Here is a 21,546-nt window from a genome sequence, read left to right on the forward strand (position 1 = left end):
CGGCGACACGCCGTGCCGGAGCGGATCGCCGCCGAGGCCGGTGCACGGGCCGGGCACCGGGTGCTGAACTCCCGTTCCTCCTCCTTCCGATTCCGTTTGGAGAAACCATGACCCAGCTCATCCACATCGAGAAGGGCTCCCCCGACCCGGACGAACTGGCCGCGGTCACCGCGGTGCTGCTCGCCCTCGCCGGGTCCCGTGCCGGGGCGGCGGCCGAGGCCGCTCACGAGCCCCGGCCCGCCGGCCGTACGCCCGTACGCTGGCGGCACCGGGAGCATCGGGGCATCCACCCCACCGGACGCGGCTGGCGCGGCGAAGCAGCAGCGACATGACGGCAGAGGTCCGTGCCATCACGCTCGACGCCGGGGGCATCCCGGTCTCGGCGCTGCTCGCCGAGCCGGTCTCGATGCCGCCGCGCGCCGTCGTGGTGGCCATCCACGGCTGCGGGATGAGCGCCGGCTACTTCGACAGCCGGGCCCGCCCGGGACTCTCGCTGCTCTCCCTGGGCGCCGAGCTCGGCTACAGCGTGCTCTCCGTGGACCGGCCCGGGTACGGGCTGTCGGCCGCGCACCTGCCCGAGGGGCAGGCGCTGGCTGACCAGGCGGCGACCTTGCACGCGGCGCTCGCCGACTTCGCCGGCCGGCACACCACGGGGTGGGGATTCTTCGTGGTCGCCCACTCCAACGGCGGCAAGCTGGCGCTGGCCACAGCGGCGGCCGGGGAGTGCGGTGACCGGCTGCTGGGCCTGGACGTCTCGGGCCTGGGCAACCGGCTCGCGGTGGCCCCGCACCAGTTGCCGGGCCAGGACGGCCACGGTGACTGGCGCCGCCACTGGGGCGCCCTGCGGCTGTATCCGCCGGATGCCTTCCGGCTCGGTCGCGCCCTGGTGTCCCCGGTGCCGGCCTGCGAGGCGCGGGAGGCCCCGCTGTGGCCGGAGCTGTACCCGGGCATCGCCGCGCGCGTGCACGTGCCGGTCCGGTTCACCTTCGCCGAACAGGAGCAGTGGTGGCGCTTCGACGAGGATGCCGTCGCCGCACTGACCGAGCCGCTGGCGGCCCCGACGGTGCGCGTGGAACGCCTGCCGGACGCGGGGCACAACATCAGCCTCGGCTGGTCGGCCCGCGCGTACCACCTGCGGGCGCTCGGGTTCCTGGAGGAGCAGCTGCTGGCCCTGGACGCCGCACCCGCCGAGGCCCGGCACGTGATGCGCGCGGCCGGCGGGAGCAGGCGATCGCCCGTACTCGCGGGCGCACGCTAGTGCGGTACCGCACGGGGCGGCGAGAGCGGCGACGAGGGCGACCAGGGCGGGCGGCCGGAGCGGCCGTTGCGCGGCAACGACTGACGGGGACCCGATGAAACGCGCGCTCGCCCACAGCTTCCAGTCCCTGAGGGTACGCAACTTCAGGCTGTTCGCGGGGGGCCAGCTGGTCTCCGCCACCGGCACCTGGATGATGGTCGTCGGCCAGGACTGGCTGGTGCTGTCACTGACCGGTGACTCGGGGACCGCGCTCGGCGTGGTGACGGCGCTGCAGTTCGCGCCGCTGCTCCTGCTCACCCTGTACGCGGGCGCCCTCGCCGACCGCTACGACAAGCGGCGGCTGCTGATCTCGGCGAACGCGGTCTCGGGGGTACTGGCGCTGCTGCTGGCGGTGCTGGTGCTCGCCGGGGTGGTGCAGCTGTGGCACGTCTGCGTGTTCGCGCTCGCCCTGGGCATCGTCAACGCGGTCGAGGTGCCCACCCGGATGTCCTTCGTCTCCGAACTGGTGGGAGCGGATCTGCTGCCCAACGCGTCGGCGCTGAGCGCCGCGTACTTCAACGCGGCGCGGGTGGTGGGTCCGGCGCTGGCCGGGCTGCTGATCGCCTGGGTGGGCACCGGGCCCGTGATGGCGGTCAACGCGGTGAGCTATCTGGCGACGGTGTGCGCGCTGCGGCTGATCCGCTCCGGTGAGCTGCACCGCCCCGCCGGGGGTGCGGACCGCGCGAAGCGGGCGCGGGCCGTGGACGGAATCCGGTACATGGCGGCCCGGCCGGGCCTGCTGCTGCCGATGGCGCTGGTCGCGGTGGTGGGCATGCTGGGCTTCAACTTCCAGCTGACGCTGCCGCTGTTCGCGAAGACCGTGCTGCACGCCGACGCCGCCGCGTTCGGGCTGCTCACCACCGCGATGGCGGCGGGTTCGCTGGCCGCGGCGTTCGCGACGACGCGGCGGCGCGGCCGGCCGCCGCTGTGGCTGGTGATCGCCGCGGCGCTGGCGTTCGGCGTGCTGGAGCTGCTGGCCGGCCTGGCTCCCTCGTACGCGGTGGCGGCCGTACTGCTCTTCCTCACCGGGTTCGCCTCGATCTTCTTCGCGCAGGCCGCGAACCACCGGATCCAACTGGGCACCGATGCCGACTACCGGGGCCGGGTGATGGCCCTGTACACGCTGGTCTTCCAGGGCACCACGCCGTTCGGCGCGCTGCTGACCGGCTGGCTCAGCGAGCGGTACGGGGCCCGGGCGGGCCTGTTGGCGGGCGGGGCGGCCACGGTGATTGCCGCGCTGCTCGTCCTGGCGGTGCACCTGCGGCGTACCCGGCGGGCGGGTTCGGGCGGGGAGGAGCGGACGGCGGCGTCCGTACCGGCGCTCGCTGCGGAGAGAACGTCGGCCGGCGCCCGGTGACACGGAGCACCTCGGAGCACTGTGCCGGGGGGCGACCAGGCCGGGACGTCGTTGGCACGTACCGGGTCGACAACACCGTATTGCGGTCCTGCGGGTCCTACGGGTGGCCGAGCCGGAAGCCGACGCCGCGGACCGTGATGATCCACGTGCTCGATCCGAGCTTGCCGCGCAGGCTGCTGACGTGGGTGTCGATGGTGCGTCCCGGATTCGACCAGGAGTCGTCCCACACCTGGGTCATCAGCTGGCGGCGGGAGACCACGGCCCCGGGCTGCGACGCGAGCAGGTGCAGCAGTCCGAACTCCTTGCGGGTCACCTCCACGGGCCGGCCGTCGACGGAGACCTCGCGGGTGCCCGAGTCGATGACCAGGGGGCCGTGGGTGATCACCTGGGTGACGGGCTGCTGGGGTCGTACGCGCCGCATGACCGCCTCGATCCGGGCCAGCAGCTCGCGGAACCCGTACGGCTTGACCATGTAGTCGTCCGAGCCGGCCTGCAGCCCCAGTACGCGGTCGAGTTCGGTGCCCCGCGCCGTGACGGCGATGACCGGGGTGTCGCTGACCGCGCGGATCCCGCGACAGACCTCCAGGCCGTCGAGGTCGGGCAGGTCGAGGTCGAGCAGGATCAGTTCGGCGGACCGGTGGACCTGGAGCGCCTTCGCACCGGTGGCCACGCTCTCGGCCACGTAGCCGTGCCGGCGCAGACCCTGCACCAGGGAGCCGGCGGCGCGTTCCTCGTTCTCGACGACGAGGACGCGCAGCGCCTGCCCGGTGCCGACGGTGCCGGTCTGCGCCGGGGGCGTGAAGTGCGCTCGGCGGAGCAGGTGGTGGTCCGTCGCGGGGGGCCGCCCGGTGCGGGGTTCGAGTAGTTCCGTGGCCTGCCGGTGCATCTGATCCTCCTGGGAGGGCATGGTCAACGTGGAGTGCGGGTCGGGATGGTCTTCGGGTGAGGCGAGGTGGAGAGGGACTGCTCGTGAAGGCCGAGCCGGCGTCGTACAGAGGTTTTCCGCCATCCGGTGAAGATCATTGACCACGGGGTGCAGCGGTACCACCGCTTCCCCCTCCGCTTCCGTCAGGTCGAGAAAGTGCTGCTCGAACGCGGGATCACGGTCTCCTGCGGGCATCCGGACGAGGAGCATGTCACTTCCGGTTCTCGCGCTCGTCCGCCGGATCCGGGCGTACCGGAGGGAGCGCGACATCACCGCGCGGGCCCGGCGACAGGTGGCGCAGACCCGGGCAGTCCGTCGGCGCGGGATCCGGGCCGTGGCCCGGACGTCAGGCGTCAGGCGTCGGAAGTCGGGCGCCGGCGGGCCGACCGTGCCGGATCACTCCCCTCCGGCTTCGGCCGCTCCCCGTTCCGGGCCGACAAATGGAATCCTGCGGCAGCCCCTCACCGCACGCGCGGACCGTTCCCCGGACCCGGAGCACGCACCGGATCCCGCGGAGCGCAGTCCCTGATCGAGCCCGTTTCCCCCTCGCCTCACCCACCCTGACCGTGTCAGGTTCCCCAGCCCCTCCGCCTGGCACAGACGCGGCACGCAAGCCCGTACGACTTCTCGACGTCCAGTCGTGCCCGGGGCAGGTCGGATGCGATTCTGGGGCCATGACCACACTGCGTCGAAGCCAGGCCGAACGGGACGAGACCACGGTCGAGATCGGCTACGCGCTGCTCAGTGCGTGCTTTCTCGCCGCCGTCGTATTCGCGGCGGTTGCCGGACCCGTCGCCGTCTGGGACCTTTCCCCGGACGTGGAGAGGGTCCTGCTGATCACGGGAGCATCGGTCGCGGGTGTTCTCGGGGTGCTCCGGGTCGTTCATGTCCTGTGGCGCCACGCGCAGCGGGACCGCTGAGACGCCGCGTCCCCGCTCCCGGGATCGTCGGCAGCGGCCGTCGCGTGGCGGTCGCGCCCTGCCCGGGAAGAAAGTTCGGCCGGAGGTGAATCCTTTCCGGACCTCGCCGCCTCTTGTTCGTGTACCGGCCAAACGGGCCGGTCGGCAGATCCGGGAGGAACACCGATGATGGTCACTGGTCTCGTAGTGATCGGAGCCCTGCTCGTGGGCGCGTGCAGTTGGCATCTGATGCGGCGCTACAGGAGCCGGGGCTGATCGGCGCGTGCGCGCGGATCGCCTGCCGGGAACGAGCAGCAGATGAACCAACGCTTCCGCTGGCCGGACGAGCGGCTGATCAAGGCCGCTCAGGACGGCGACGTCACTTCGCTCACCACCGTCGTCATGGAATCGCAGCCCCATGTGCGCAAGTTCGCCCTGTCGCTGTGCGCCTCGCCGCAGGACGCGGAGGACGCGGCGCAGGAGGCGCTGATCATCCTCTACCGGAAGATCGGCACCTTGCGGGCCACCGGCGCGCTCGCCTCGTGGATGTTCCGGATCGTGCGCAACGAATGCCTCCGGCAGGTACGGCTGCTCGTCCCGCGGAGCGACGGGGCACCGGCCGGACCGGAGGCGTACGCGCAACCGTCCGCCGAGGACGCGGTGCTGCACCGGCTGGAGGTGGAGCGGGTCGCCGCCGCGGTCGGTGCCCTGCCCCGTGACCAGCGGCAGGTCCTGATCATGCGGGACCTGCAGGGCCTGCCCGGCGGGACCGTCGCCCGTGCGCTCGGTCTGAGCAATGCCGCGATGAAGACGCGGCTGCACAGGGCACGTGCGGCCCTGCGCCAGTCCCTGGCGGTGACCGGCGGGGCGGCGTCGGCGCCCGGCCGGGCCGCCGACCGACGAGTCGAAGGAGAGGCACGACCGTGAAGACCGTGAACGCGGAGCCCGCCGCGCGCGGGACGGACTTCGCCAGTAAGTCCGTCCCGCGCCACCTGGCGCGTGGCGCCATCGGCTTCGGGCTGATCATCGGCTCGATCGCCCTGGTGCCCGTCGCCGGGCCGGCCGTCCTGCTGGCGGCCCCGCTGGCGCTGGTCGCCTTCCGCGGCTGCCCCACCTGCTGGATGGTGGGCCTGGCGCAGACCGTCTCCCGTGGCCGTCTGGAGCGCCGGTGCGCCGACGGCGTCTGCACACTCGCCCCGGCGCACCCTTCGGCGGATCACTCGGCGAGCGCCGCCGACCGGCGGTGAGCTGCCCGCATCACTGAGAGTGAGCAAACGAATACCCGGACATCGGGTCGATCAATCGCACATATCGGTTGACAATGGTGGCTATGACGCAGAAGGCTGGTACGTCACACCGCCCGTCGACGCTGACCGTCAAGGGCCGGGACATGCGGCTGCGCACCATCGGCTTCGTCGTCCTGGCCGCCCTCGCCGTCTGGTTCATCGCCGCCAACACCGGGTCCGTCACCGTCAGGCTGTGGATCCCCACGGTCACGATCCCCCTGTGGGGTGTCCTCACGGTCACCCTGCTGGTGGGTATGGCGCTCGGCCTGCTCATCGCCCGGCGCCGCGCCAGGCGGTGACGGCCCCGCCCGGGCTCACCCGGCCGCGGCCCGGCGCGGCGGCTTCACGGACGCCAGGCCCGGGGCGGCCGGGTCGAGGGTGAGGGTGGTGGCGTGCCGCCGGCCGCCCGCCCAGTGGGGACGGCGGTGCAGCAGTTCGGCTCCCGCTCCCGCCACGACCAGCAGCGGGACCGAGCCCGAGGACTCCGCGAGCGGCTCGACGAGCTCCAGCAGGGCGTCACCGGCCCGGTGCAGGTCGTCGAAGATCACCACCAGCGGCCGGTCGCGGGCCGCGCGCTCCAGGAACTGGTGCCAGGCGTCGGCCAGCTCTCCGTCCGCCGGGCCCGGCAGCGTGCCGATCGCCGGGTCGACCAGCGGGATCAGCCGCGACACCAGCCAGTTCGTCCGCCCCTCGTCGTCGGCGAGCCGGTGGACGGTCTCGTGCAGCTTGTCCCTGATCGTGCGGGAGGAGTCGCCGTCGAGCAGCCCGCAGTACGAGGCCAGGATCATCCGGTGGACGGCGAACCGGCCGTGCTCGACGGCGGGCGGCTGGCGCCAGAACAGGAACTGCGCCGGCTGCGGCGTCCGGCCCGCGACGCCCCGCTGGAACTCCATCAGCAGGCCCGCCCTGGCCGCGTCGGAGCCGCCGAGCACGGTGACCAGATGGGCGGTCCCGCGGCTCCTGGTGTGACCCAGCAGTCCGCGCAGCAGGTCCAGTTCGCTCGCGTGCCCGCCGGCCTCCCGGTGCGGCGCCCCGGCGGAGCCCGGCTGGTCCGGTGTGGAGCCCAGCAGCTGCCACCGGGCGGGTGCGCCCGGCAGCCGGGCGTACGAGAACCGGTCGCCGGTGGCCCTGCGGGTCGCGTCGCAGACCTGGATCTCGCCCATGACCACGAGCGTCAGGAAGGCCTGGCACTCGTGCAGCAGCGCACCCTGGACCGACGGCGGTACGGAGTCGTCGCCGGGCTGGTGGCGCACCAGTGCCTCGCCGGTGGCGACGGCCGCACGGACGTCCGTACCGAGGGGGAAGGCGAGGGCGTCGCGGATCGCCGCCGCCGCGCCGACCGCGCGTTCGGCGTGGTCGGCCCCGCCGGACGCGGGGAACAGTCCGAGGCAGACGGAGCCCATCGAGGCGGCGACGACACCGCCGTGCCGCTCGATCTGCTCCCGGGACCCGGTGGCCGCGCCCTCCAGCGCGCTGTCCACCTCCGCCCCGTCCACGCCGTCGAACTCCGGGCCCAGCTCCGTGCGGACGAGCAGCACGCTGACCCGCTGCCGCTCCGAGACGACCTGCCGGGGCCGGGGCGCCGGGGCCGGCGCGAGCCGGAGTTCCTGGCGCCGGGCGGCCGGGGACGCAGCCGGGGCGGCGGCGTCCGGCATCTGGAGCACGGGGTCGTGCGCCAGGATGGCCGTCTGCAGCATCTGCAGTTCGCGGCTGGGTTCGAGACCGAGGTCCTCGACCAGGGAGGACCGCAGGCGGCTGTACACGCCGAGGGCGTCGGCCTGCCGGCCGCAGCGGTAGAGGGTGCGCATGAGCTGTCCGCAGGACCGTTCCCGCAGCGGCTCGGCCTCGACCATGGCCTCCAGTTCGCCGAGCACCGCGTACTGCCGGCCGCAGGCGAGCTGGGCCTCGAAGTAGTCCTCCAGGACGTCCAGCCGCGCGTTCTGCACGGTGGTCAGTTCCGGCCACAGGACTCCGACCTCCACGAGATCGGCGAGCAGCGGGCCGCGCCACAGGGCGAGGGCGTCGCGCAGCAGCAGGGACGCCTCCTCCGGCGCGCCCGCGGCCAGTTGGGTCCGGCCCTCCTCCACCCACTGGTGGAACAGGTGCAGGTCGACGCGTTCGGGGTCGACCCGCAGCGAGTATCCCGGGGCCTGGGTGCGCAGCGAGACCGGGCAGTCGGCGCCGTCCTCGGCGGCGAGGGCGCGGCGCAGGCCCCAGACGGCGTTCTGCAGGATCTTGCGCGCCGTCGCCGGCGCCTCCTCGACGCTCCAGAGCGCCCGCAGCAACTGACTGGCGGGTACCACCTGGTTGGGCTGCAGCAGGAGGAAGCCCAGCGTCGCCCGTTGCTTGCTGCCTCCGAGGGCGATGGGTTCGCCGCCCGAGACGGCTTCCAACGGGCCCAACATGTTAAACCGCATAGTTCCCCCATGGCGTGCGAAGCCCTGGATACAGGCTGAGAGAGGCACTGCAGGTGCAGTGACCGTGGATCACGCGCGGCTCGCGATGGTCCCCCATCGCTCCTCAGACAATACAAACCGACGCGGCGGTTTTCAAGCGCGTAAGGTCGCAGTCGGCCGACGCGGCCCCGCAGGGATCGGCGGACCTGAACAAGGCGGCAGGTCAGGGCACATGGGGGCGATTCAGGTCCCGTGCAGGCCGGACGGGTCCCAACAAAGGAAGCGGCGGCGCTCTCGGCGCCGCCGCCCAGGACCTCGTTCGCACAAGGCTTCTAGACCGATCGGTTTGTTTTGCTCTGCGGGACTTCGGGGGCGGGGGTCTGCGGGACCTGGGGAGAGGGGGAGGAGGACTACTGGGCAGGTGCGGGCAGGGCCAGCGGGCGCTCGTACCCGCCGCGGATGATGTCGCAGGTGTCCCTCAGGGCCGTCTCCAGCTGCCCGATCTCGTCGTCGGACAGGAGCAGCGACGGCTCGAAGCGCAGGGTGTTCACGGCGCTCGCGGTCGGGAACGTACGGATCCGGTGGCCCCGCAGCAGGTGGCCCGCGATGACGTAGCCGAACAGACCGGCCCGGGCCGCCTCCTGGACGGGCGGGGCCGCCGCGTCCGACTGGTCGAAGAACTCGAGGCCCAGCATCAGCCCCCGGCCGCGGACGTCCTTGACCACGTCCGGGTAGTCCTCCTGTACGGAGGTGAGCACGGCCTTCAGCCGGCCGCCGCGTTCGGCGGCGGTCCGGTAGGCGCGGCCGTCACCGTCCTCCAGCAGCTCTAGCACCTTCAGCGCGATCTGGGTGGAGAAGCCGTCCTTGGCGAAGGTGGAGCTGTGGATCAGCTCGAACTCGCCGCGGTAGCGGGACTCCCGTACGAGGAGGACCGAGGTCTTGGCGAGGCCGCCGCCGAGGCTCTTCGCCAGCGTGTAGTAGTCGCCCCGGAGCCCGATGTGGGTGCCGGCCAGGAACGAGCCGGTGCGGCCCATGCCGCTCTGGATCTCGTCGACCACCACCGGGCAGCCGATCGCCGCGCAGAGCCGCTGCACCTCCGCCGCGAACTCCTGGGAGAGCTCGCGGATGCCGCCCTCGCCCTGGATCGGCTCCAGGAGGAACGCGGCGAACACCGGGGCGTCGTACTCGGCGACGACGACCGTGCCGTCCACGGCGGCGAGGCCGGACAGCACCGACCGCTCCTCCTCGATGATCTTCTCCAGCGCGCCGGGCCGGTCGATCGGGACGAAGCGTGCCTGCGCGGCGAGCGACTTGAACGGCGCCCGGTAGTTCTCGTTGTGGGTGAGCTGGACGCTGCCCACGAGCTTCCCGTGGAAGGAGCCCTCGGGGGTCAGGAACAGCGGCGGCCGCGACAGCTGCTCCGCGTTGCGCCGGGCGAGCGTGTCGACGACCTCATCGAGCGCGCCCCAGCCCTCCGGTACGGACGCGTCGCCGGCCCGGACCGCCGCGAGGGCCTCGTCCTGACGGGCCGCCACGTCCTCGGTGAGCGCCTTCAGCCGCAGTACGCGGTCCAGCTCGGCGTGCTTGATCGCGGCCTCGTTGGCCTCGGCGCCGGTATTGGCGAAGATCGCGAAGTACGGCTCGCCGGTGCCGGTCTCGCGCTGCACGATCGCGTTGAGGGCAACGGCGAGGCGGTTGGCCTCGGGGTGCAGCGAGAACTGCGCGTGGACCGGGACCCGGGCGTCCAGCAGCTCCCTGGCGCGTTCCGTGATGTCCGGGTTGCTGTGTCCGAGCAGGAGCGAGCCGTAACCGCCGGCGAAGTCCAGCACCGGGAACTCCCGGCCCTCGTCGTCGCGCGCGTACAGCGTGTTCCCTTCGGCCCTCACGTAGGCGATGTCCAGGCCGGCGGTGCCCAGGACGGCTCCCAGGTGGGGTTCTGCGAGCTGGGGTGGAGCGGATGCAGAATTCATTTCACCAGCGTTCCTGACTGCTCGTCAATGCGCGCTCACAAGGGAGTCATCGCCGGTAATGGGCGGTCATTGGCAGTCATGCAGCCGTTCGATTACCGCCCGGAGACAGCGGTTACTTGACAATGAAGGTACGGCACCGCCCACCCCGATACCTTCGATTCACCTGGGCCTTTAATTCCTGCAGGTCGGCCGGGTGTTGGCGATGCACTGATTCCGAAGAGGGTGACATGACTTCTGTATCTGCTGAGCTCGAACCCGCAGTCTTGCGGTCCGGACGGCTGCCCGCCGTGACGCCGTCCTCGCTGCGGGACGTGATGTCCCAGTTCGCCACTGGTGTCGTCGTCATCACCGTGGGAGGTGAACACATTCATGCGATGACGGCGAACGCCTTCAGTTCGGTGTCGCTCGCGCCGCCCACCATACTGTGCTCGATCGCACACAGTGCGGTGATGCACAAGGCGCTCAGTTCGAGCCGTTCCTTCGGCATTTCCATCCTGGGTGCCGATCAGGAGGAGCTGGCCCGGCATTTCGCGGACAAGAAGCGCGTACTGGGCCACGGTCAGTTCGACGGCGTCGACTGGCAGCCCGGGGAGCACACCCGGGCGCCGCTCCTCTCGGGCGCCCTGGCCTGGCTGGAGTGCGAGCGCACCGCGGCGCACGACTCCGGCGACCACACCCTGTTCATCGGGACGGTGCTGGCCGGGGGCCGCGGGGACGGGCGGACCGACCGTACCGGGCTGCTCTTCTTCGACGGCAAGTTCGACCAGCCGGCGCGCACCCGCACGTAGCCGCCGGCCCGCGCGCTCACGCCCAAGGGCGGCCGGCCCCGGTGGGGATCGGCCGCCCTTGGGCGTGCGGGGTGAACCGCGTGGTGCGCTACTGCGACAGCGGGACCAGGCCCTGGGCGATGCCGCCGTCGACCGCGATCTCGATGCCGGTCGTGAAGGTCGCGTCGAAGCCGAGGAACAGCGCGGCCTGCGCGACCTCCTCCGGGGTGCCGACCCGGCCGAGCGGAGTGAGCTCGGCGCCTTCCTTCTCGAAGTGGGCGCGCACCTCGGGGGAGACGTTCACGACGCCCATGGTCGGGGTCTTGATGAAGCCGGGGCTGACCACGTTCACGCGGATCCCGCGCGGCAGCAACTCGGCGGCGAGCACCTGGGCGAAGGCGCGCACCGCGGCCTTGGCCCCGGAGAACGTGCTCATGCCGGGCGTGCCGGTGCCGTCGGCGACCGCCGTGGTGAAGACCAGCGCCCCGCCGTCGTTCACCAGCGGGAGCAGCCGCTGGACCGTGAAGAAGGCGCCCTTGGTGTTGACGGCGAAGGTCTTGTCGTACGTCGCCTCGTCGACCGTGTCGAACGGCTCGACCTCGGCGAAGCCGGCGTTGATGTGGATGAAGTCGATCCGCCCGAGGGCCTTCTCGACCTCGGCCCCGAGCGCGGCGATGTCGTCCAGGCTCGTGGCGTCGGAACGCACGACGTGCGCGCCGGCCCCGAGCTCCTTCCTGGCCGCTTCGAGGTTGCGCTCGTTGAGGCCGGTCACCAGGACCTCGGCGCCGCCCTCCAGGAGCGCCTTGGCCGTGGCGAGGCCCATGCCGTGGGTCCCTCCGGTGACGACGGCCTTCTTGCCTGCGTACTTGCCCACTGCTTCTCCTTGGGGTCCTGAGCTGTCTAGTCGGTGAGGGAGTCGACGTACCGGGCGGCCTTGAGCCCGGTCTCGATGGCGCCGTCGACGCAGCCGCTCCAGCCGTTCGCCATGTCACCGTTGGCGAAGGCGATACGGGGCTGCGGCGTCTGGATGTCGTCGAGCAGGGCCAGCTGTCCGGGCTGGCGGTAGGCCCAGCCGCCCTGCGAGAACTCGTCCCGGCCCCAGTCGTGGTAGACGTAGTCGACGAGCTCGGCCCTCGGCTCCAGGAGCTTCACGGCCGCCTCGACCTGCTGGAAGTCGGTGTGGTCGACGTCGGGCTCGACGATGAAGCCGACGACGAGCTGGCCGTCGTCGAGCTGGCGGTGGGCGAAGAGTCCGATGATCGGAGCGCCCTCGTCGGCCTGCGCGTAGACGGGGCCGAAGTCGCCGCGGATGTGCATGGCCATCTTGACGCCGTACGGGACGCCGATGCCCTCGGTCGAGGCCTGGGTGAACGGCTGCGGCAGGCCCGGGCTGAAGTCGATCGTCTTCCACACGTTGACCGGCACCGCCACCACCGCGGCCGGGGCGGAGAAACGCTCCCCGGAGCGCGTGGTGACGTGCACCGCCGAGCCGTCGTCCTCGACCTTCGCGACGGGCGACTCCAGGCGCAGGTCGGTCTGCGCGTCGGCCAGCATGGCCTCCGCGAGCGCGGACAGGCCGTTCTCCAGCCGGTGGGTGAAGATCTCGTGGAAGCCGATGTGCTCCAGGTTGCCCAGCGCCCACCAGTGACCGGTCATGGTCAGTGCGCCGCGCGCGCTGGAGCCGCCCGACTCACCGGAGGCCAGGCCGATCAGCAGACCCTCGTCCTCGGGCGAGAGGTCGAGGTTCTTGATGCCGTCGCGCAGGGTGAACTTGTCGGCCTCGGCGATCAGTTCCTTGTTCCGCGTCGGCTCCCACGGGTGCGAGAAGTACTCGTCGGCATCGGCGAAGAGCGCGGTCAGCAGCTCGTGCTGGCGATCGAACCTCTCCTGGGCGGGGAAGGCACGGTAGCCGTCCGGGGTGGGGAAGACGGCTATCTCCGGGTCGACGTCCGGCACCGTCGATATCCCGTAGCGGGTGAGCTCGGCCCATACGTGCGGCTGGGTCCAGTGGACCCAGGCCCCGCCGAGCTCAACGGTGTGGCCGGCGAATTCCTGGGTGTAGACGCGTCCGCCGATACGGTCCCTGGCCTCCAGGAGCAGCGTGCGCTTTCCCTTGGCCCGGAGTTCCCGCGCAGCCGTGATTCCGGCGAAGCCTGCGCCGATGACGATGACGTCGTAATCGGTGCTCAATTTAGCCCCCAGCAGGTTGCTTTTCGGATGTGTAGAACATCGTCAAAGCTATCCGCGGGCACTCAACGGGCGCTCATTTCCAGGTAACCAGTGCACATGCCGAAAGCAGCATCCCCGCCCGGTGCCGGACGGGGATGTGGGTTCGGGTGTCAGAACGGCGGGGAGTTCAGATCTTCTCCAGTACGACAACCGGGATCTGCCGGGTCGACCGGGCCTGGTAGTGGTCGTACGCCGGAACGTGCGAGGTCATCATCGCCCACAGCTTTTCCCGCTCCTCCCCCACCGCGGTACGGGCCGTGGCCGTGAACTTCTCACCCTTCACCTGGACGTGCACTTCGGGGTGCGCGTCGAGGTTGAGGTACCAGGACGGGTGGGTGGGTCCGCCGTTCATGTCGGACGCGATGAGGACGAAGCGGTCACCGTCGAATCCGAAGAACAGCCCGGTGCGGCGCAGCTTGCCCGATTTCCGGCCCACCGTGGTGAGCAGGAGGTTGGTCATGCCGCCTTCCGTGTAGCCGGATGCGCCGTCGGTGCGCAGATAGCGCCGGACGTGTTCGGCCACGGCCGGGTTGGGGCTGTCGATCACTTCATCCATGGCCCACGCTGTCACGTCGTTCTCCTTGTCGGGTGGGGCGGGTACTGCGGGGGGCGTCCGTCCGGCGCCCCGGGGTGCCGGACGGCGGAGGTGGGCTGCCCGGCATGCAGGACAGCCCACCAGATCCGGTCACCGCATGCGGTGGTTCAGAGGCCGGCGTGCGGGACCGCCTTCTCCGCGGCCTCGCCGGCGGCCTCCTCCTTCGGGGGCTTGAAGAAGAGCAGCGTGGCGATGACGCTGGCGACGGCCAGGATGGACAGGGAGACGAAGCCGGCCTGGAAGCCGTTGGTCAGGGACTCGAGCTCCTCCCCGCCGGTGGTGTAGGACACCGTGACGGCGGAGACGATGGCGACACCGAGCGCGCCGCCCATCTGGAAGGCCGCGGTGTTGATGCCCGAGGCGATACCGGCCTGCTCGCCGGGGACTCCGGTGAGCGCGGCGATGGAGACGGCGACGAAGCCGAGACCGAGGCCGAAGCCGAAGATCAGCAGACCCCAGAAGAGGTCACCGAAGTACGAGCCGTCGACGGACACCTGCGTCAGCAGGAGGACGCCGGCGCCCATCAGGGCGGTCGACACCAGGCCGAGGGTACGGAAGCCGAACTTCGTGATGATGCGGGAGCCGACCTGCGAACCCGTCACGGACATGACCGTGTACACGACGGTGCTCAGCCCGAAGACGAGGGCGGTGTAGCCGAGGACCTGCTGGGCGTAGAGCGAGATGACCAGCACCGCGCCGAAGGTGACCATGCCGATGAGGAGCATGACCACGTTGCCGCCGACCAGGTTCCGCGAGCGGAACAGCGACAGCGGGACCAGCGGCGACTTGGCACGCTTCTCCACCACGACGAACAGGGCGATCAGGACGGCGGACGCGGCGAGCATCCCGATGGTGCGGCCGTTGGTCCAGCCGATCGCGGGGGCCTCGACGACGCTGTAGATGAACAGCACGAGGGCGACCGTGATGGTGACGGCGCCGACGACGTCGAAGGAACGCGTGCCGGAGGCGACGCGGCTCTCCCGGAGCAGGGCCGGGCTCAGGGCGAGCACGGCGATGGCGACCGGGACGTTGATGAAGAAGATCCACTCCCAGCCGAGGGAGTCGTTGATCGGACCGCCGACGAGCAGGGCCGCCATGGCGCCGCCGGCGCCGTTGGCCGCCCAGATGGCCAGGGCCTTGTTGAGCTCCTTGCCGTCCTTGAAGGTGGTCATCAGGATCGACAGGGCGGTCGGGGCGACGATCGCCGCCGAGATGCCCTGGCCGACCCGGCCCGCGATCATGACTTCACCGGACCAGGCGACGCCGGCCACGACCGAGGAGATCAGGAACAGAGCCATACCGATCATGAACATGCGCCGGCGGCCCAGCAGGTCGGCCGAGCGGCCGCCGAGCAGGAGCAGGCCGCCGAAGGTGAGCAGGTAGGCGCTCATGACCCACTGCGCGCCACTGGCCGACAGGCTCAGGTCGGACTGGATCGACGGCAGCGCGAGGAGCACGATCTGCGCGTCGAGCTGCATCATGAAGAAGGCGGTGCACAGGACCGCCAGCGCCTTCCAGCGCAGCGGGTCCGGCCTCTCCTGTACGGGCGGGCTGACGCGGTCCGCTGCCTCCCCCGCCCCGTTGCTGGACTTCTCCGACTCGACGCGTGTGAAGTCGGACGTGGTGCTGTCTGTGGACATCACTTTTCCTTCCCAAGGTGACTAACACTCACCGGATGACCGGAACTGCCTCTCAGGGCTGCCAGATCCGGCTCTTCAGGTCCTGGCCCCGCACGACCTGGACCCGGAACGGATCCATGCGCAGCAAGCCGAATTCGGGGTCGCTCGGTCCACCGGACCAGTACCGCTGCGGGTCGTAGCCGACCGGCGCCGGACTGCCCTTGCGGTACAGCTCCCACACCTCGTTCTTGACCTGCTGGTCCTCGATCCACTCGGCCGTGCAGTCGGCGAACATGCAGTTCTGCCGGGGGTTCCAGTAGGCGCACGTGACGTGTGGATTGTTCTTCAGGTGCGCGGTCTTCACCGGCGTCTTGTACGCGGCGAGCCAGCCGACGGGACGACCGTCCACGACCTCCCAGATGGGCAGCAGCACGCGGGCGCGCGGGCGGCCCTTGCTGTCGACCGTGACCAGCGAGCAGTAGACGATGTCCCGGATGTAGCGGTTGAACTCTTCTTCGATCTCGGCAAATGACTGCACCGTCGTCGCCATGATGTGTACTCCTGCGCCCTACAGATACGGGGTTTCGGGGTCGAGTCCCAGCAGGACCCGTCCGTGCACTTCCAGGTTGGTGTTGAGCTGCATCAGTCCGTGCAGTGCGAGGGTCTGTATGTCGCGGTGGAAGCGCTGGAGCGGAGTGGAGAGCGTGATGACGCTCGCGCCGCTCGCGGTGTGCAGCACCTCGACGGCTTCCTTCGCCAGCTGGACCGCGTAGGCGGTCCGGCCGCGTACGGCCGCCTTCTCGTCCCACGTCGGGTGCTCTCCCGCGTCGGCGCGCTCCTGCAGCAGGCGTACGACACCGTCGAGCAGCCCCTCGGCCGCGGTGATCTTGTTGGCGGCGGTGGCCACCTGGATCTGCGTCAGCGGGTGCGCGCTCTGGTCGGCCCAGTTGGTGTACGCGATGCCGCGGCCGGGCACGCGCTCCAGGAACAGCTCCAGGGCGGCGCGGGCGATGCCGACGAAGGTGGCGGTGGCCTCGGCCATGACGAAGGTGTAGATGCCGTAGTGGCGGCCGGGCGACGCCGTGTCCTTGCCCGTCTCGCCGACCACGGCCGCCTCGGCGTCGACGACCCGGTGGGCGGGGACGAAGAGGTCCTTGGCGGTCGAGGAGGAGCTGCCGGTCGCGGCGGCGCCGGCGACGTACCAGTCGTCGGCGAGGGTCATCTCGGACATCGGGACGATGGCGACGGCTTCCCGGGACGTGCCGTCCGGGCCTTCGAGGTGGGCCGCGGTGATGTTCCAGTCCGCCCCGCGGCTGCCGGTGTTGAAGCGCCAGGTGCCGTTGAGCAGGTAGCCGCCCTCGGTGGGGACGAGCGTGCCGCCCGGGGTGAAGCCGCCGGAGACCCGCACAGACCCCCCGGCGTACACCTCCTCCTGCGTACGGAGCGGGAAGAGCGAGACCATCCAGGTCGTGGACAGCCACACCATCGAGACCCAGCTGGTGGAGGCACAGCCCCGGGCGATCTCGGCCAGGACGTCGACCTGGTCGCGCAGCGGGAGGTCGAGTCCGCCGAAGCGGGCGGGGACCGCCGCGCGGAAGACGCCGGCCTTGTCCAGCAGCTCGATGTTGTCGTCCAGGATCCAACGGCGCTGCTCGGACTCCCGCCCGTTGTCGCGAAGTGTCGGGACGATGCCCTTCACCGCCTCCAACACGGCCGCGCCTTCAACGTCGGTCGTAGTCACCCTGCCTCCTCAGTCACGAACTCCGTCACCAACATGCCGCGGAGAAACGTACCGAGAGGAGTTCCGTTTCGTTCAAGCAGTTGGTCACCGGCCTGTAATCAGTCGGAATCGACCGGTAACCCATCCGCCCCCACCTGCCCGAAGACCGGAGAATTGACGGACGATTACCGGGCGCTGCAATGGCGGAAGACCCCGAGGAGATCGCAAACACATCCGGTCCATGGAATTCGAATCCCGGACATGGTGCACTGGCGCCATGACGAATCAAACGGTGACGACCAAACCGATTCTTGTCCTGGGCGGCACGGGTAAGACCGGCCGGCGGGTGGCCGCGCAGCTCCGGGAACGCGGCCTGGAGGTCCGCGCGGCCAGCCGTTCCGGGAAGACCCGCTTCGACTGGTACGACGAGAGCACGTGGCAGCCCGCGCTGGACGGCGCCGGCGCCGTCTACATGGTCGACATGGTGGACGAGCCGGTCGAGTGGAACCCCGAGGTGTCGGTCCGGGCCTTCTGCCGGCAGGCGGTGGCGGCCGGCGTCGAGCGGATCGTGCTGCTGCAGGCCCGTACGAACGAGGAGGCGGGCGGGAAGTCCCTCATCGGCAGCGAGGCCGAGGTGCAGAACTCCGGCGCCGAGTGGACGATCCTGCGTCCGGGCTGGTTCGCGCAGAACTTCGACGAGGGCATCCTGCTCGACGGGATCCGCGCGGGCGAGGTCCGCCTGCCGGCCGGTGAGGGGCTCGAGCCGTTCATCGACTGCGACGACGTGGCCGCGGTCGCGGTCGCGGCGCTGACGGAGGAGGGCCACGCCGGGAAGACGTACGAGCTGTCCGGCCCGCGGCTGCTCTCGTTCGGCGAGGCCGTCGAGGAGATCGCCCGCGCCACCGGCCGGGAGATCCGCTACGTCGCGCTGTCTCCGGAGGAGTACGTCGCCGAGCTGGTCGCCGAGGGCGTGCCCGCCGACTACGCCCAGATGGTCGCCGACCTGATCGGCCAGATCCGCGAGGGCAAGGGCGCCCACATCTCCACCGGCTTCAAGGACGCGCTGGGGCACGACCCCCGCGACTTCGCCGCGTTCGCCAAGGACGCGGCGGCCACCGGGGTCTGGGACGCCTGACCGCGCGGCCGCGTCCCCTCGCGGCGGGCCGGCCTCCCGTAGCTCCGGCCCCCGGGCGTACCGGTCTTCCCGTACCACCGACCTTCCGCACCACCGACCGACGGCACACAACAGAGTGGGAGAACATCACCATGACCGCTGAAGTCGACCTCTACAGCCTTGAGCTGACGGACGACCCGGAAGTCCAGAACGACGTCTTCCTGCGGGCCTTCAACTCGGGCGAGGGCGCCGCGTTCGACCGGCTGTACAGGGACGACGCGATCTCCAACCTCTCGGGCAAGCCGCTGAGCGGAGCCGAGCGGACCCGCGCCATCACGGAACTGCTGGCCAAGGGCCCGACCCTCAAGTCCACGCTGAAGCACTCCTACACCGCCGGTGACGTCACGCTGATCGTCGTCGACTTCGAGCTCGGCATACCCGGCGACGACGGCGAGCTCGTGCCCGTGAAGGGCTCGTGCACCGATGTCGTGCGCCGCGTCGAGGACGGCCGGTGGCTGATGGCCGTCGACCGTCCCGTCGCGAGCATCTGACGCATCCGCACCGCCGGCTCCCGTACCCCACGCGGGGGCCGGTCCGTGTTGCCGTGCGGACGCAGGCCCTGGAACACGGAGAGTCGCACGGCCCCGACTGCACTCGGGGCCGTGCGACTCTCTGCGTTGCGTGGGGGGACCGGTGGCGGGACCGGGCGGGCGCGAACCGGCTCAGGCGTCCTTGTTGGTGTCGCCGAACGGGTCGTCGATGGCGTAGAGCCAGTTCCCGTCCTCGTCGCGGCGCATGACGTCGAGCGCCGAGCCCTCGAGGTGCTCCCGGGTGTCGTCCGGGCCCGCCACCTCCATCTTCCAGTCGACCACCAGGAGCGCGGTGTCGCCCGTCACGTACGCCTCGCGGACGTCGGCCTGCATCGTCGGCTTCTGCGTCGCGAGGAACTCCACGACGTAGTCGCGGCGCTCCTTGCCGCTGATCGGGCTGCCGGGCTCCCAGACGGCTATCGCCTCGTCCGTGTAGTGCCGGTTGACGGCCTCGGCGTCGCCCGCGTTGAACGCCGTCAGATAGCTCTCGATGTGCTTTTCGAGGTCCTCGGGGAGCGTGACGCTGTTGGGGATTTCAGCCATGGGTGTGCCCTCCATATTGCTCGCTATTTCTGACCCACCACGGAAGGTATCCGGGCCGCAGACACCATCGGTCCATCGTCAGGTAACGGGGCGGACGTGCGGCCCGTTCCGGAAGGGTCGCGCCCCCATTGCCCTGCCGCGACCTGCGGAGTCGAGCGCTCGCGGGGACTTTGAAATCCCCTCATTGATTACCGGGCTGTGATCGCACGCTGGGAGGTGAGTACACGAACCGCTGTACGGTCGAAATCCGAATACGGACCAACATTCTTGAACCGTTGCAAGACGCAGTAGGGAAAGGGCAACCGGACGTGATGACGACCGAGCACGACGACAAGACGACCGACGCAGCCGGCGCGCAGAGTGAACCGATCGCCGTGATCGGAATGTCGTGCCGGCTCCCAGGCGCGGAGAGCCTCCCGGCCTTCTGGGACCTCCTTGCCGGCGGTTCGAGCGCCATCGGGGACGCGCCCGCGGACCGCTGGGACGCCGACGGCCCGGCGGGAGGCCGGCGCGGCGGATTCCTGAGCGCGGTCGCCGACTTCGACGCGCCGTTCTTCCACGTCTCCCCGCGCGAGGCCGCCGCGATGGACCCCCAGCAGCGGCTGGTCCTGGAGCTGGCCTGGGAGGCGCTGGAGGACGCCGGTATCGTGCCGGAGGCCCTGCGCGGCAGCAGGACCTCGGTCTTCGTCGGAACGCTGCGCGACGACTACACGAACCTGCTCTACCTGCACGGCACCGAGGCCGTCACCCAGCACACCATGACCGGGGTGAACCGCGGGGTCATCGCCAACCGCGTCTCGTACTACCTGGGTCTGCACGGGCCGAGCCTGACCGTCGACGCCGCGCAGTCCTCCTCGCTGGTCGCCGTCCACCTGGCCTGCGAGAGCCTGCGCAACGGCGAGGCCGGGACCGCCCTCGCGGCGGGTGTGAACCTCAACCTCCTCGCCGAGAACCTGGTGACGGAGGAACGATTCGGCGCGCTCTCCCCGGATGCCACCACCTATACGTTCGACGCCCGCGCCAACGGGTTCGTACCCGGCGAGGGCAGCGGGGTCGTCGTCCTCAAGCCGCTGGGCCGGGCGCAGGCGGACGGCGACCGGATCTACGGCGTCATCCGCGGCAGCGCGGTCAACAACGACGGCGCCACCGACGGCCTGACCGTGCCCAGCCCGGCCGCCCAGGAGGCGGTGCTGCGCGAGGCCTACGAGCGGGCGGGGGTCGGCGCCCACGAGGTCCAGTACGTCGAACTGCACGGCACCGGCACACCCGTCGGCGATCCCGTGGAGGCTGCGGCGCTCGGCGCCGCGCTCGGGTCGGGACGTGCCCCCGAGGCGCCCCTGCTGGTCGGCTCGGTGAAGACCAACATCGGCCATCTGGAGGGCGCGGCGGGCATCGCCGGCCTGATCAAGACGCTCCTGAGTCTGCACCACCGGCTGCTGCCCGCGAGCCTGAACTTCGCGACGCCGAACCCCGGCATCCCGCTCGCCGACCTGGGCCTCGCCGTGCAGCAGTCCCTGGAGCCGTGGCCCCGCGAGGACGGCGAGCTGGTCGCGGGCGTGAGTTCCTTCGGCATGGGCGGCACCAACTGCCACGTCGTGCTCTCCGGAGCCCCGGAGCCTGCGCGTGCGGAGCGGGACGAGGCCCGCGCCGGGGGCACGCCGCCGGTGCTGCCCTGGGTGCTGTCGGGTCGCGACGAGGCGGCGCTGCGCGGGCAGGCCGGGCGGCTGCGGGAGTTCCTCGCGGTGCGCCCGGAGCAGGCCGCTCAGGACACCGGCCGGTCGCTGACCGCCCACCGGACCGTCTTCGACCACCGGGCCGTGGTGGTCGCGGCGGATCGGGACGCGCTGCTCGACGGAGTGGCGGCGCTCGCCTCGGACACCGCCGCGCCGTCCGTGGTCACGGGTACGGCCGGGCAGGGCAAGGTGGCGTTCCTGTTCACGGGTCAGGGTGCGCAGCGCACCGGCATGGGCCAGGAACTGTACGAGGCCTTCCCCGCCTACGCGGAAGCCTTCGACGCCGTCGCCGCACAGCTGGACCCGCTCCTGGACCGGCCGATCGCCGAGGTCATCGCCAGTGGGGAGGGGCTGGACGAGACCGGCTACACCCAGCCCGCCCTCTTCGCCCTCGAAGTCGCCCTCTTCCGACTCCTCGAAAGCTGGGGCATCAAACCCGACTACCTCGCCGGACACTCCATCGGCGAACTCACCGCCGCCCACATCTCCGGCATCCTCACCCTCCC

At 71.0% G+C, this 21,546-nt stretch carries 21 protein-coding genes; 11 read left to right on the forward strand and 10 right to left on the reverse strand.

The features are described from left to right. Nucleotides 1-107 precede the first annotated feature (107 nt). The 3 genes from ACFWUZ_RS32805 (at nt 108) to ACFWUZ_RS32815 (ending at nt 2,654) form a co-directional block, all read left to right on the forward strand. Nucleotides 108-332 carry an acyl-CoA carboxylase subunit epsilon gene (locus tag ACFWUZ_RS32805; RefSeq protein WP_384381190.1) on the forward strand — a complete coding sequence of 75 codons (225 nt, stop codon included), beginning with the start codon at nt 108-110 and terminating at the stop codon, nt 330-332. Beyond that, entirely contained in the window at nt 329-1,258 is a 930-nt protein-coding gene (locus ACFWUZ_RS32810) for an alpha/beta hydrolase (RefSeq protein ID WP_384381192.1), read from the forward strand. The genes ACFWUZ_RS32805 and ACFWUZ_RS32810 overlap by 4 nt, the downstream gene beginning before the upstream one ends. A 94-nt stretch (nt 1,259-1,352) precedes the next feature. Beyond that, the gene (locus tag ACFWUZ_RS32815) at nt 1,353-2,654 is read left to right on the forward strand and encodes an MFS transporter (protein ID WP_384381194.1); all 1,302 of its coding nucleotides are present in this window, start codon (nt 1,353-1,355) and stop codon (nt 2,652-2,654) included. 97 nt (nt 2,655-2,751) lie between these two features. Here the strand turns inward: ACFWUZ_RS32815 and ACFWUZ_RS32820 are convergent, their stop codons facing one another. Then, nucleotides 2,752-3,540: a response regulator transcription factor gene (locus ACFWUZ_RS32820; RefSeq protein ID WP_384381196.1), complete on the reverse strand. Its 789-nt coding sequence runs from the start codon at nt 3,538-3,540 to the stop codon at nt 2,752-2,754. Between the two features lie 713 nt (nt 3,541-4,253). Here ACFWUZ_RS32820 and ACFWUZ_RS32825 point away from each other — a divergent pair. The 4 genes from ACFWUZ_RS32825 to ACFWUZ_RS32840 all read left to right on the forward strand — a co-directional run bounded on the left by ACFWUZ_RS32825 (nt 4,254) and on the right by ACFWUZ_RS32840 (nt 6,063). Continuing rightward, nucleotides 4,254-4,499 (forward strand): DUF6332 family protein, encoded by a 246-nt coding sequence (locus ACFWUZ_RS32825; RefSeq protein ID WP_384381198.1) that lies wholly within the window; start codon nt 4,254-4,256, stop codon nt 4,497-4,499. A gap of 297 nt (nt 4,500-4,796) precedes the next feature. Further along, entirely contained in the window at nt 4,797-5,405 is a 609-nt protein-coding gene (locus tag ACFWUZ_RS32830; RefSeq protein WP_384381200.1) for an RNA polymerase sigma factor, read from the forward strand. Continuing rightward, nucleotides 5,402-5,725, forward strand: coding sequence for a hypothetical protein (locus tag ACFWUZ_RS32835; protein ID WP_384381202.1), 324 nt, complete (start codon nt 5,402-5,404; stop codon nt 5,723-5,725). The genes ACFWUZ_RS32830 and ACFWUZ_RS32835 overlap by 4 nt, the downstream gene beginning before the upstream one ends. Before the next feature lie 83 nt (nt 5,726-5,808). Continuing rightward, nucleotides 5,809-6,063, forward strand: coding sequence for a LapA family protein (locus tag ACFWUZ_RS32840; protein ID WP_384381204.1), 255 nt, complete (start codon nt 5,809-5,811; stop codon nt 6,061-6,063). A gap of 15 nt (nt 6,064-6,078) precedes the next feature. Here the strand turns inward: ACFWUZ_RS32840 and ACFWUZ_RS32845 are convergent, their stop codons facing one another. Both ACFWUZ_RS32845 and ACFWUZ_RS32850 read right to left on the reverse strand, forming a co-directional pair. Beyond that, a complete protein-coding gene (locus ACFWUZ_RS32845) occupies nt 6,079-8,169 on the reverse strand; it encodes a BTAD domain-containing putative transcriptional regulator (RefSeq protein ID WP_384381206.1) in 2,091 nt (696 codons plus the stop codon). A 401-nt stretch (nt 8,170-8,570) separates the two neighbouring features. Then, nucleotides 8,571-10,130: an aspartate aminotransferase family protein gene (locus ACFWUZ_RS32850; protein WP_384381208.1), complete on the reverse strand. Its 1,560-nt coding sequence runs from the start codon at nt 10,128-10,130 to the stop codon at nt 8,571-8,573. Between the two features lie 227 nt (nt 10,131-10,357). Between ACFWUZ_RS32850 and ACFWUZ_RS32855 the strand changes: the two genes are divergently transcribed. Further along, nucleotides 10,358-10,918 (forward strand): flavin reductase family protein, encoded by a 561-nt coding sequence (locus ACFWUZ_RS32855; protein WP_384381210.1) that lies wholly within the window; start codon nt 10,358-10,360, stop codon nt 10,916-10,918. A gap of 88 nt (nt 10,919-11,006) precedes the next feature. On the opposite strand, the gene ACFWUZ_RS32860 is transcribed toward ACFWUZ_RS32855, so the two are convergent. The 6 genes from ACFWUZ_RS32860 to ACFWUZ_RS32885 all read right to left on the reverse strand — a co-directional run bounded on the left by ACFWUZ_RS32860 (nt 11,007) and on the right by ACFWUZ_RS32885 (nt 17,081). Continuing rightward, a complete protein-coding gene (locus ACFWUZ_RS32860; RefSeq protein WP_384381212.1) occupies nt 11,007-11,771 on the reverse strand; it encodes an SDR family oxidoreductase in 765 nt (254 codons plus the stop codon). 26 nt (nt 11,772-11,797) lie between these two features. Next, on the reverse strand, nt 11,798-13,087 hold the full coding sequence (locus tag ACFWUZ_RS32865; protein ID WP_384381214.1) for a flavin monoamine oxidase family protein: 1,290 nt from the start codon (nt 13,085-13,087) through the stop codon (nt 11,798-11,800). A 166-nt stretch (nt 13,088-13,253) separates the two neighbouring features. Further along, nucleotides 13,254-13,697 carry a nitroreductase family deazaflavin-dependent oxidoreductase gene (locus ACFWUZ_RS32870; protein ID WP_384381216.1) on the reverse strand — a complete coding sequence of 148 codons (444 nt, stop codon included), beginning with the start codon at nt 13,695-13,697 and terminating at the stop codon, nt 13,254-13,256. Nucleotides 13,698-13,828: 131 nt separating this feature from the next. Continuing rightward, nucleotides 13,829-15,361, reverse strand: a complete 1,533-nt coding sequence (locus tag ACFWUZ_RS32875; RefSeq protein WP_384381218.1) for a DHA2 family efflux MFS transporter permease subunit — start codon at nt 15,359-15,361, stop codon at nt 13,829-13,831. Nucleotides 15,362-15,413: 52 nt separating this feature from the next. Beyond that, nucleotides 15,414-15,890 (reverse strand): pyridoxamine 5'-phosphate oxidase family protein, encoded by a 477-nt coding sequence (locus tag ACFWUZ_RS32880; RefSeq protein ID WP_384381220.1) that lies wholly within the window; start codon nt 15,888-15,890, stop codon nt 15,414-15,416. Nucleotides 15,891-15,908: 18 nt separating this feature from the next. After that, entirely contained in the window at nt 15,909-17,081 is a 1,173-nt protein-coding gene (locus ACFWUZ_RS32885) for an acyl-CoA dehydrogenase family protein (RefSeq protein ID WP_384381222.1), read from the reverse strand. 256 nt (nt 17,082-17,337) lie between these two features. Between ACFWUZ_RS32885 and ACFWUZ_RS32890 the strand changes: the two genes are divergently transcribed. Together ACFWUZ_RS32890 and ACFWUZ_RS32895 are read left to right on the forward strand one after the other, a co-directional pair. Next, entirely contained in the window at nt 17,338-18,195 is an 858-nt protein-coding gene (locus ACFWUZ_RS32890; RefSeq protein ID WP_384381224.1) for an NAD(P)H-binding protein, read from the forward strand. A gap of 131 nt (nt 18,196-18,326) precedes the next feature. Further along, complete coding sequence (locus tag ACFWUZ_RS32895) at nt 18,327-18,725, forward strand: YybH family protein (protein ID WP_384381226.1); 399 nt, start codon at nt 18,327-18,329, stop codon at nt 18,723-18,725. Between the two features lie 171 nt (nt 18,726-18,896). On the opposite strand, the gene ACFWUZ_RS32900 is transcribed toward ACFWUZ_RS32895, so the two are convergent. After that, on the reverse strand, nt 18,897-19,307 hold the full coding sequence (locus tag ACFWUZ_RS32900; protein WP_384381228.1) for a YybH family protein: 411 nt from the start codon (nt 19,305-19,307) through the stop codon (nt 18,897-18,899). Nucleotides 19,308-19,618: 311 nt separating this feature from the next. On the opposite strand from ACFWUZ_RS32900, the gene ACFWUZ_RS32905 reads away from it, so the two are divergent. Continuing rightward, nucleotides 19,619-21,546, forward strand: a 1,928-nt coding sequence (locus ACFWUZ_RS32905) for a type I polyketide synthase (protein ID WP_384381230.1), incomplete at its 3' end; no start/stop codon positions are given.

The sequence above is a fragment of the Streptomyces sp. NPDC058646 genome (assembly GCF_042716875.1).
Classification (GTDB): domain Bacteria; phylum Actinomycetota; class Actinomycetes; order Streptomycetales; family Streptomycetaceae; genus Streptomyces.

What these genes read in the sequence shown, in the direction of transcription:
- ACFWUZ_RS32840 (WP_384381204.1), top strand. Translation starts at nt 5,809, where the DNA reads ATGACGCAGAAGGCTGGTACGTCACACCGCCCGTCGACGCTGACCGTC.
- ACFWUZ_RS32830 (WP_384381200.1), top strand. Translation starts at nt 4,797, where the DNA reads ATGAACCAACGCTTCCGCTGGCCGGACGAGCGGCTGATCAAGGCCGCT.
- ACFWUZ_RS32895 (WP_384381226.1), top strand. Translation starts at nt 18,327, where the DNA reads ATGACCGCTGAAGTCGACCTCTACAGCCTTGAGCTGACGGACGACCCG.
- ACFWUZ_RS32855 (WP_384381210.1), top strand. Translation starts at nt 10,358, where the DNA reads ATGACTTCTGTATCTGCTGAGCTCGAACCCGCAGTCTTGCGGTCCGGA.
- ACFWUZ_RS32825 (WP_384381198.1), top strand. Translation starts at nt 4,254, where the DNA reads ATGACCACACTGCGTCGAAGCCAGGCCGAACGGGACGAGACCACGGTC.
- ACFWUZ_RS32815 (WP_384381194.1), top strand. Translation starts at nt 1,353, where the DNA reads ATGAAACGCGCGCTCGCCCACAGCTTCCAGTCCCTGAGGGTACGCAAC.
- ACFWUZ_RS32805 (WP_384381190.1), top strand. Translation starts at nt 108, where the DNA reads ATGACCCAGCTCATCCACATCGAGAAGGGCTCCCCCGACCCGGACGAA.
- ACFWUZ_RS32845 (WP_384381206.1), bottom strand. Translation starts at nt 8,169, where the DNA reads ATGTTGGGCCCGTTGGAAGCCGTCTCGGGCGGCGAACCCATCGCCCTC.
- ACFWUZ_RS32880 (WP_384381220.1), bottom strand. Translation starts at nt 15,890, where the DNA reads ATGGCGACGACGGTGCAGTCATTTGCCGAGATCGAAGAAGAGTTCAAC.
- ACFWUZ_RS32820 (WP_384381196.1), bottom strand. Translation starts at nt 3,540, where the DNA reads ATGCACCGGCAGGCCACGGAACTACTCGAACCCCGCACCGGGCGGCCC.
- ACFWUZ_RS32850 (WP_384381208.1), bottom strand. Translation starts at nt 10,130, where the DNA reads ATGAATTCTGCATCCGCTCCACCCCAGCTCGCAGAACCCCACCTGGGA.
- ACFWUZ_RS32875 (WP_384381218.1), bottom strand. Translation starts at nt 15,361, where the DNA reads ATGTCCACAGACAGCACCACGTCCGACTTCACACGCGTCGAGTCGGAG.
- ACFWUZ_RS32890 (WP_384381224.1), top strand. Translation starts at nt 17,338, where the DNA reads ATGACGAATCAAACGGTGACGACCAAACCGATTCTTGTCCTGGGCGGC.
- ACFWUZ_RS32900 (WP_384381228.1), bottom strand. Translation starts at nt 19,307, where the DNA reads ATGGCTGAAATCCCCAACAGCGTCACGCTCCCCGAGGACCTCGAAAAG.
- ACFWUZ_RS32810 (WP_384381192.1), top strand. Translation starts at nt 329, where the DNA reads ATGACGGCAGAGGTCCGTGCCATCACGCTCGACGCCGGGGGCATCCCG.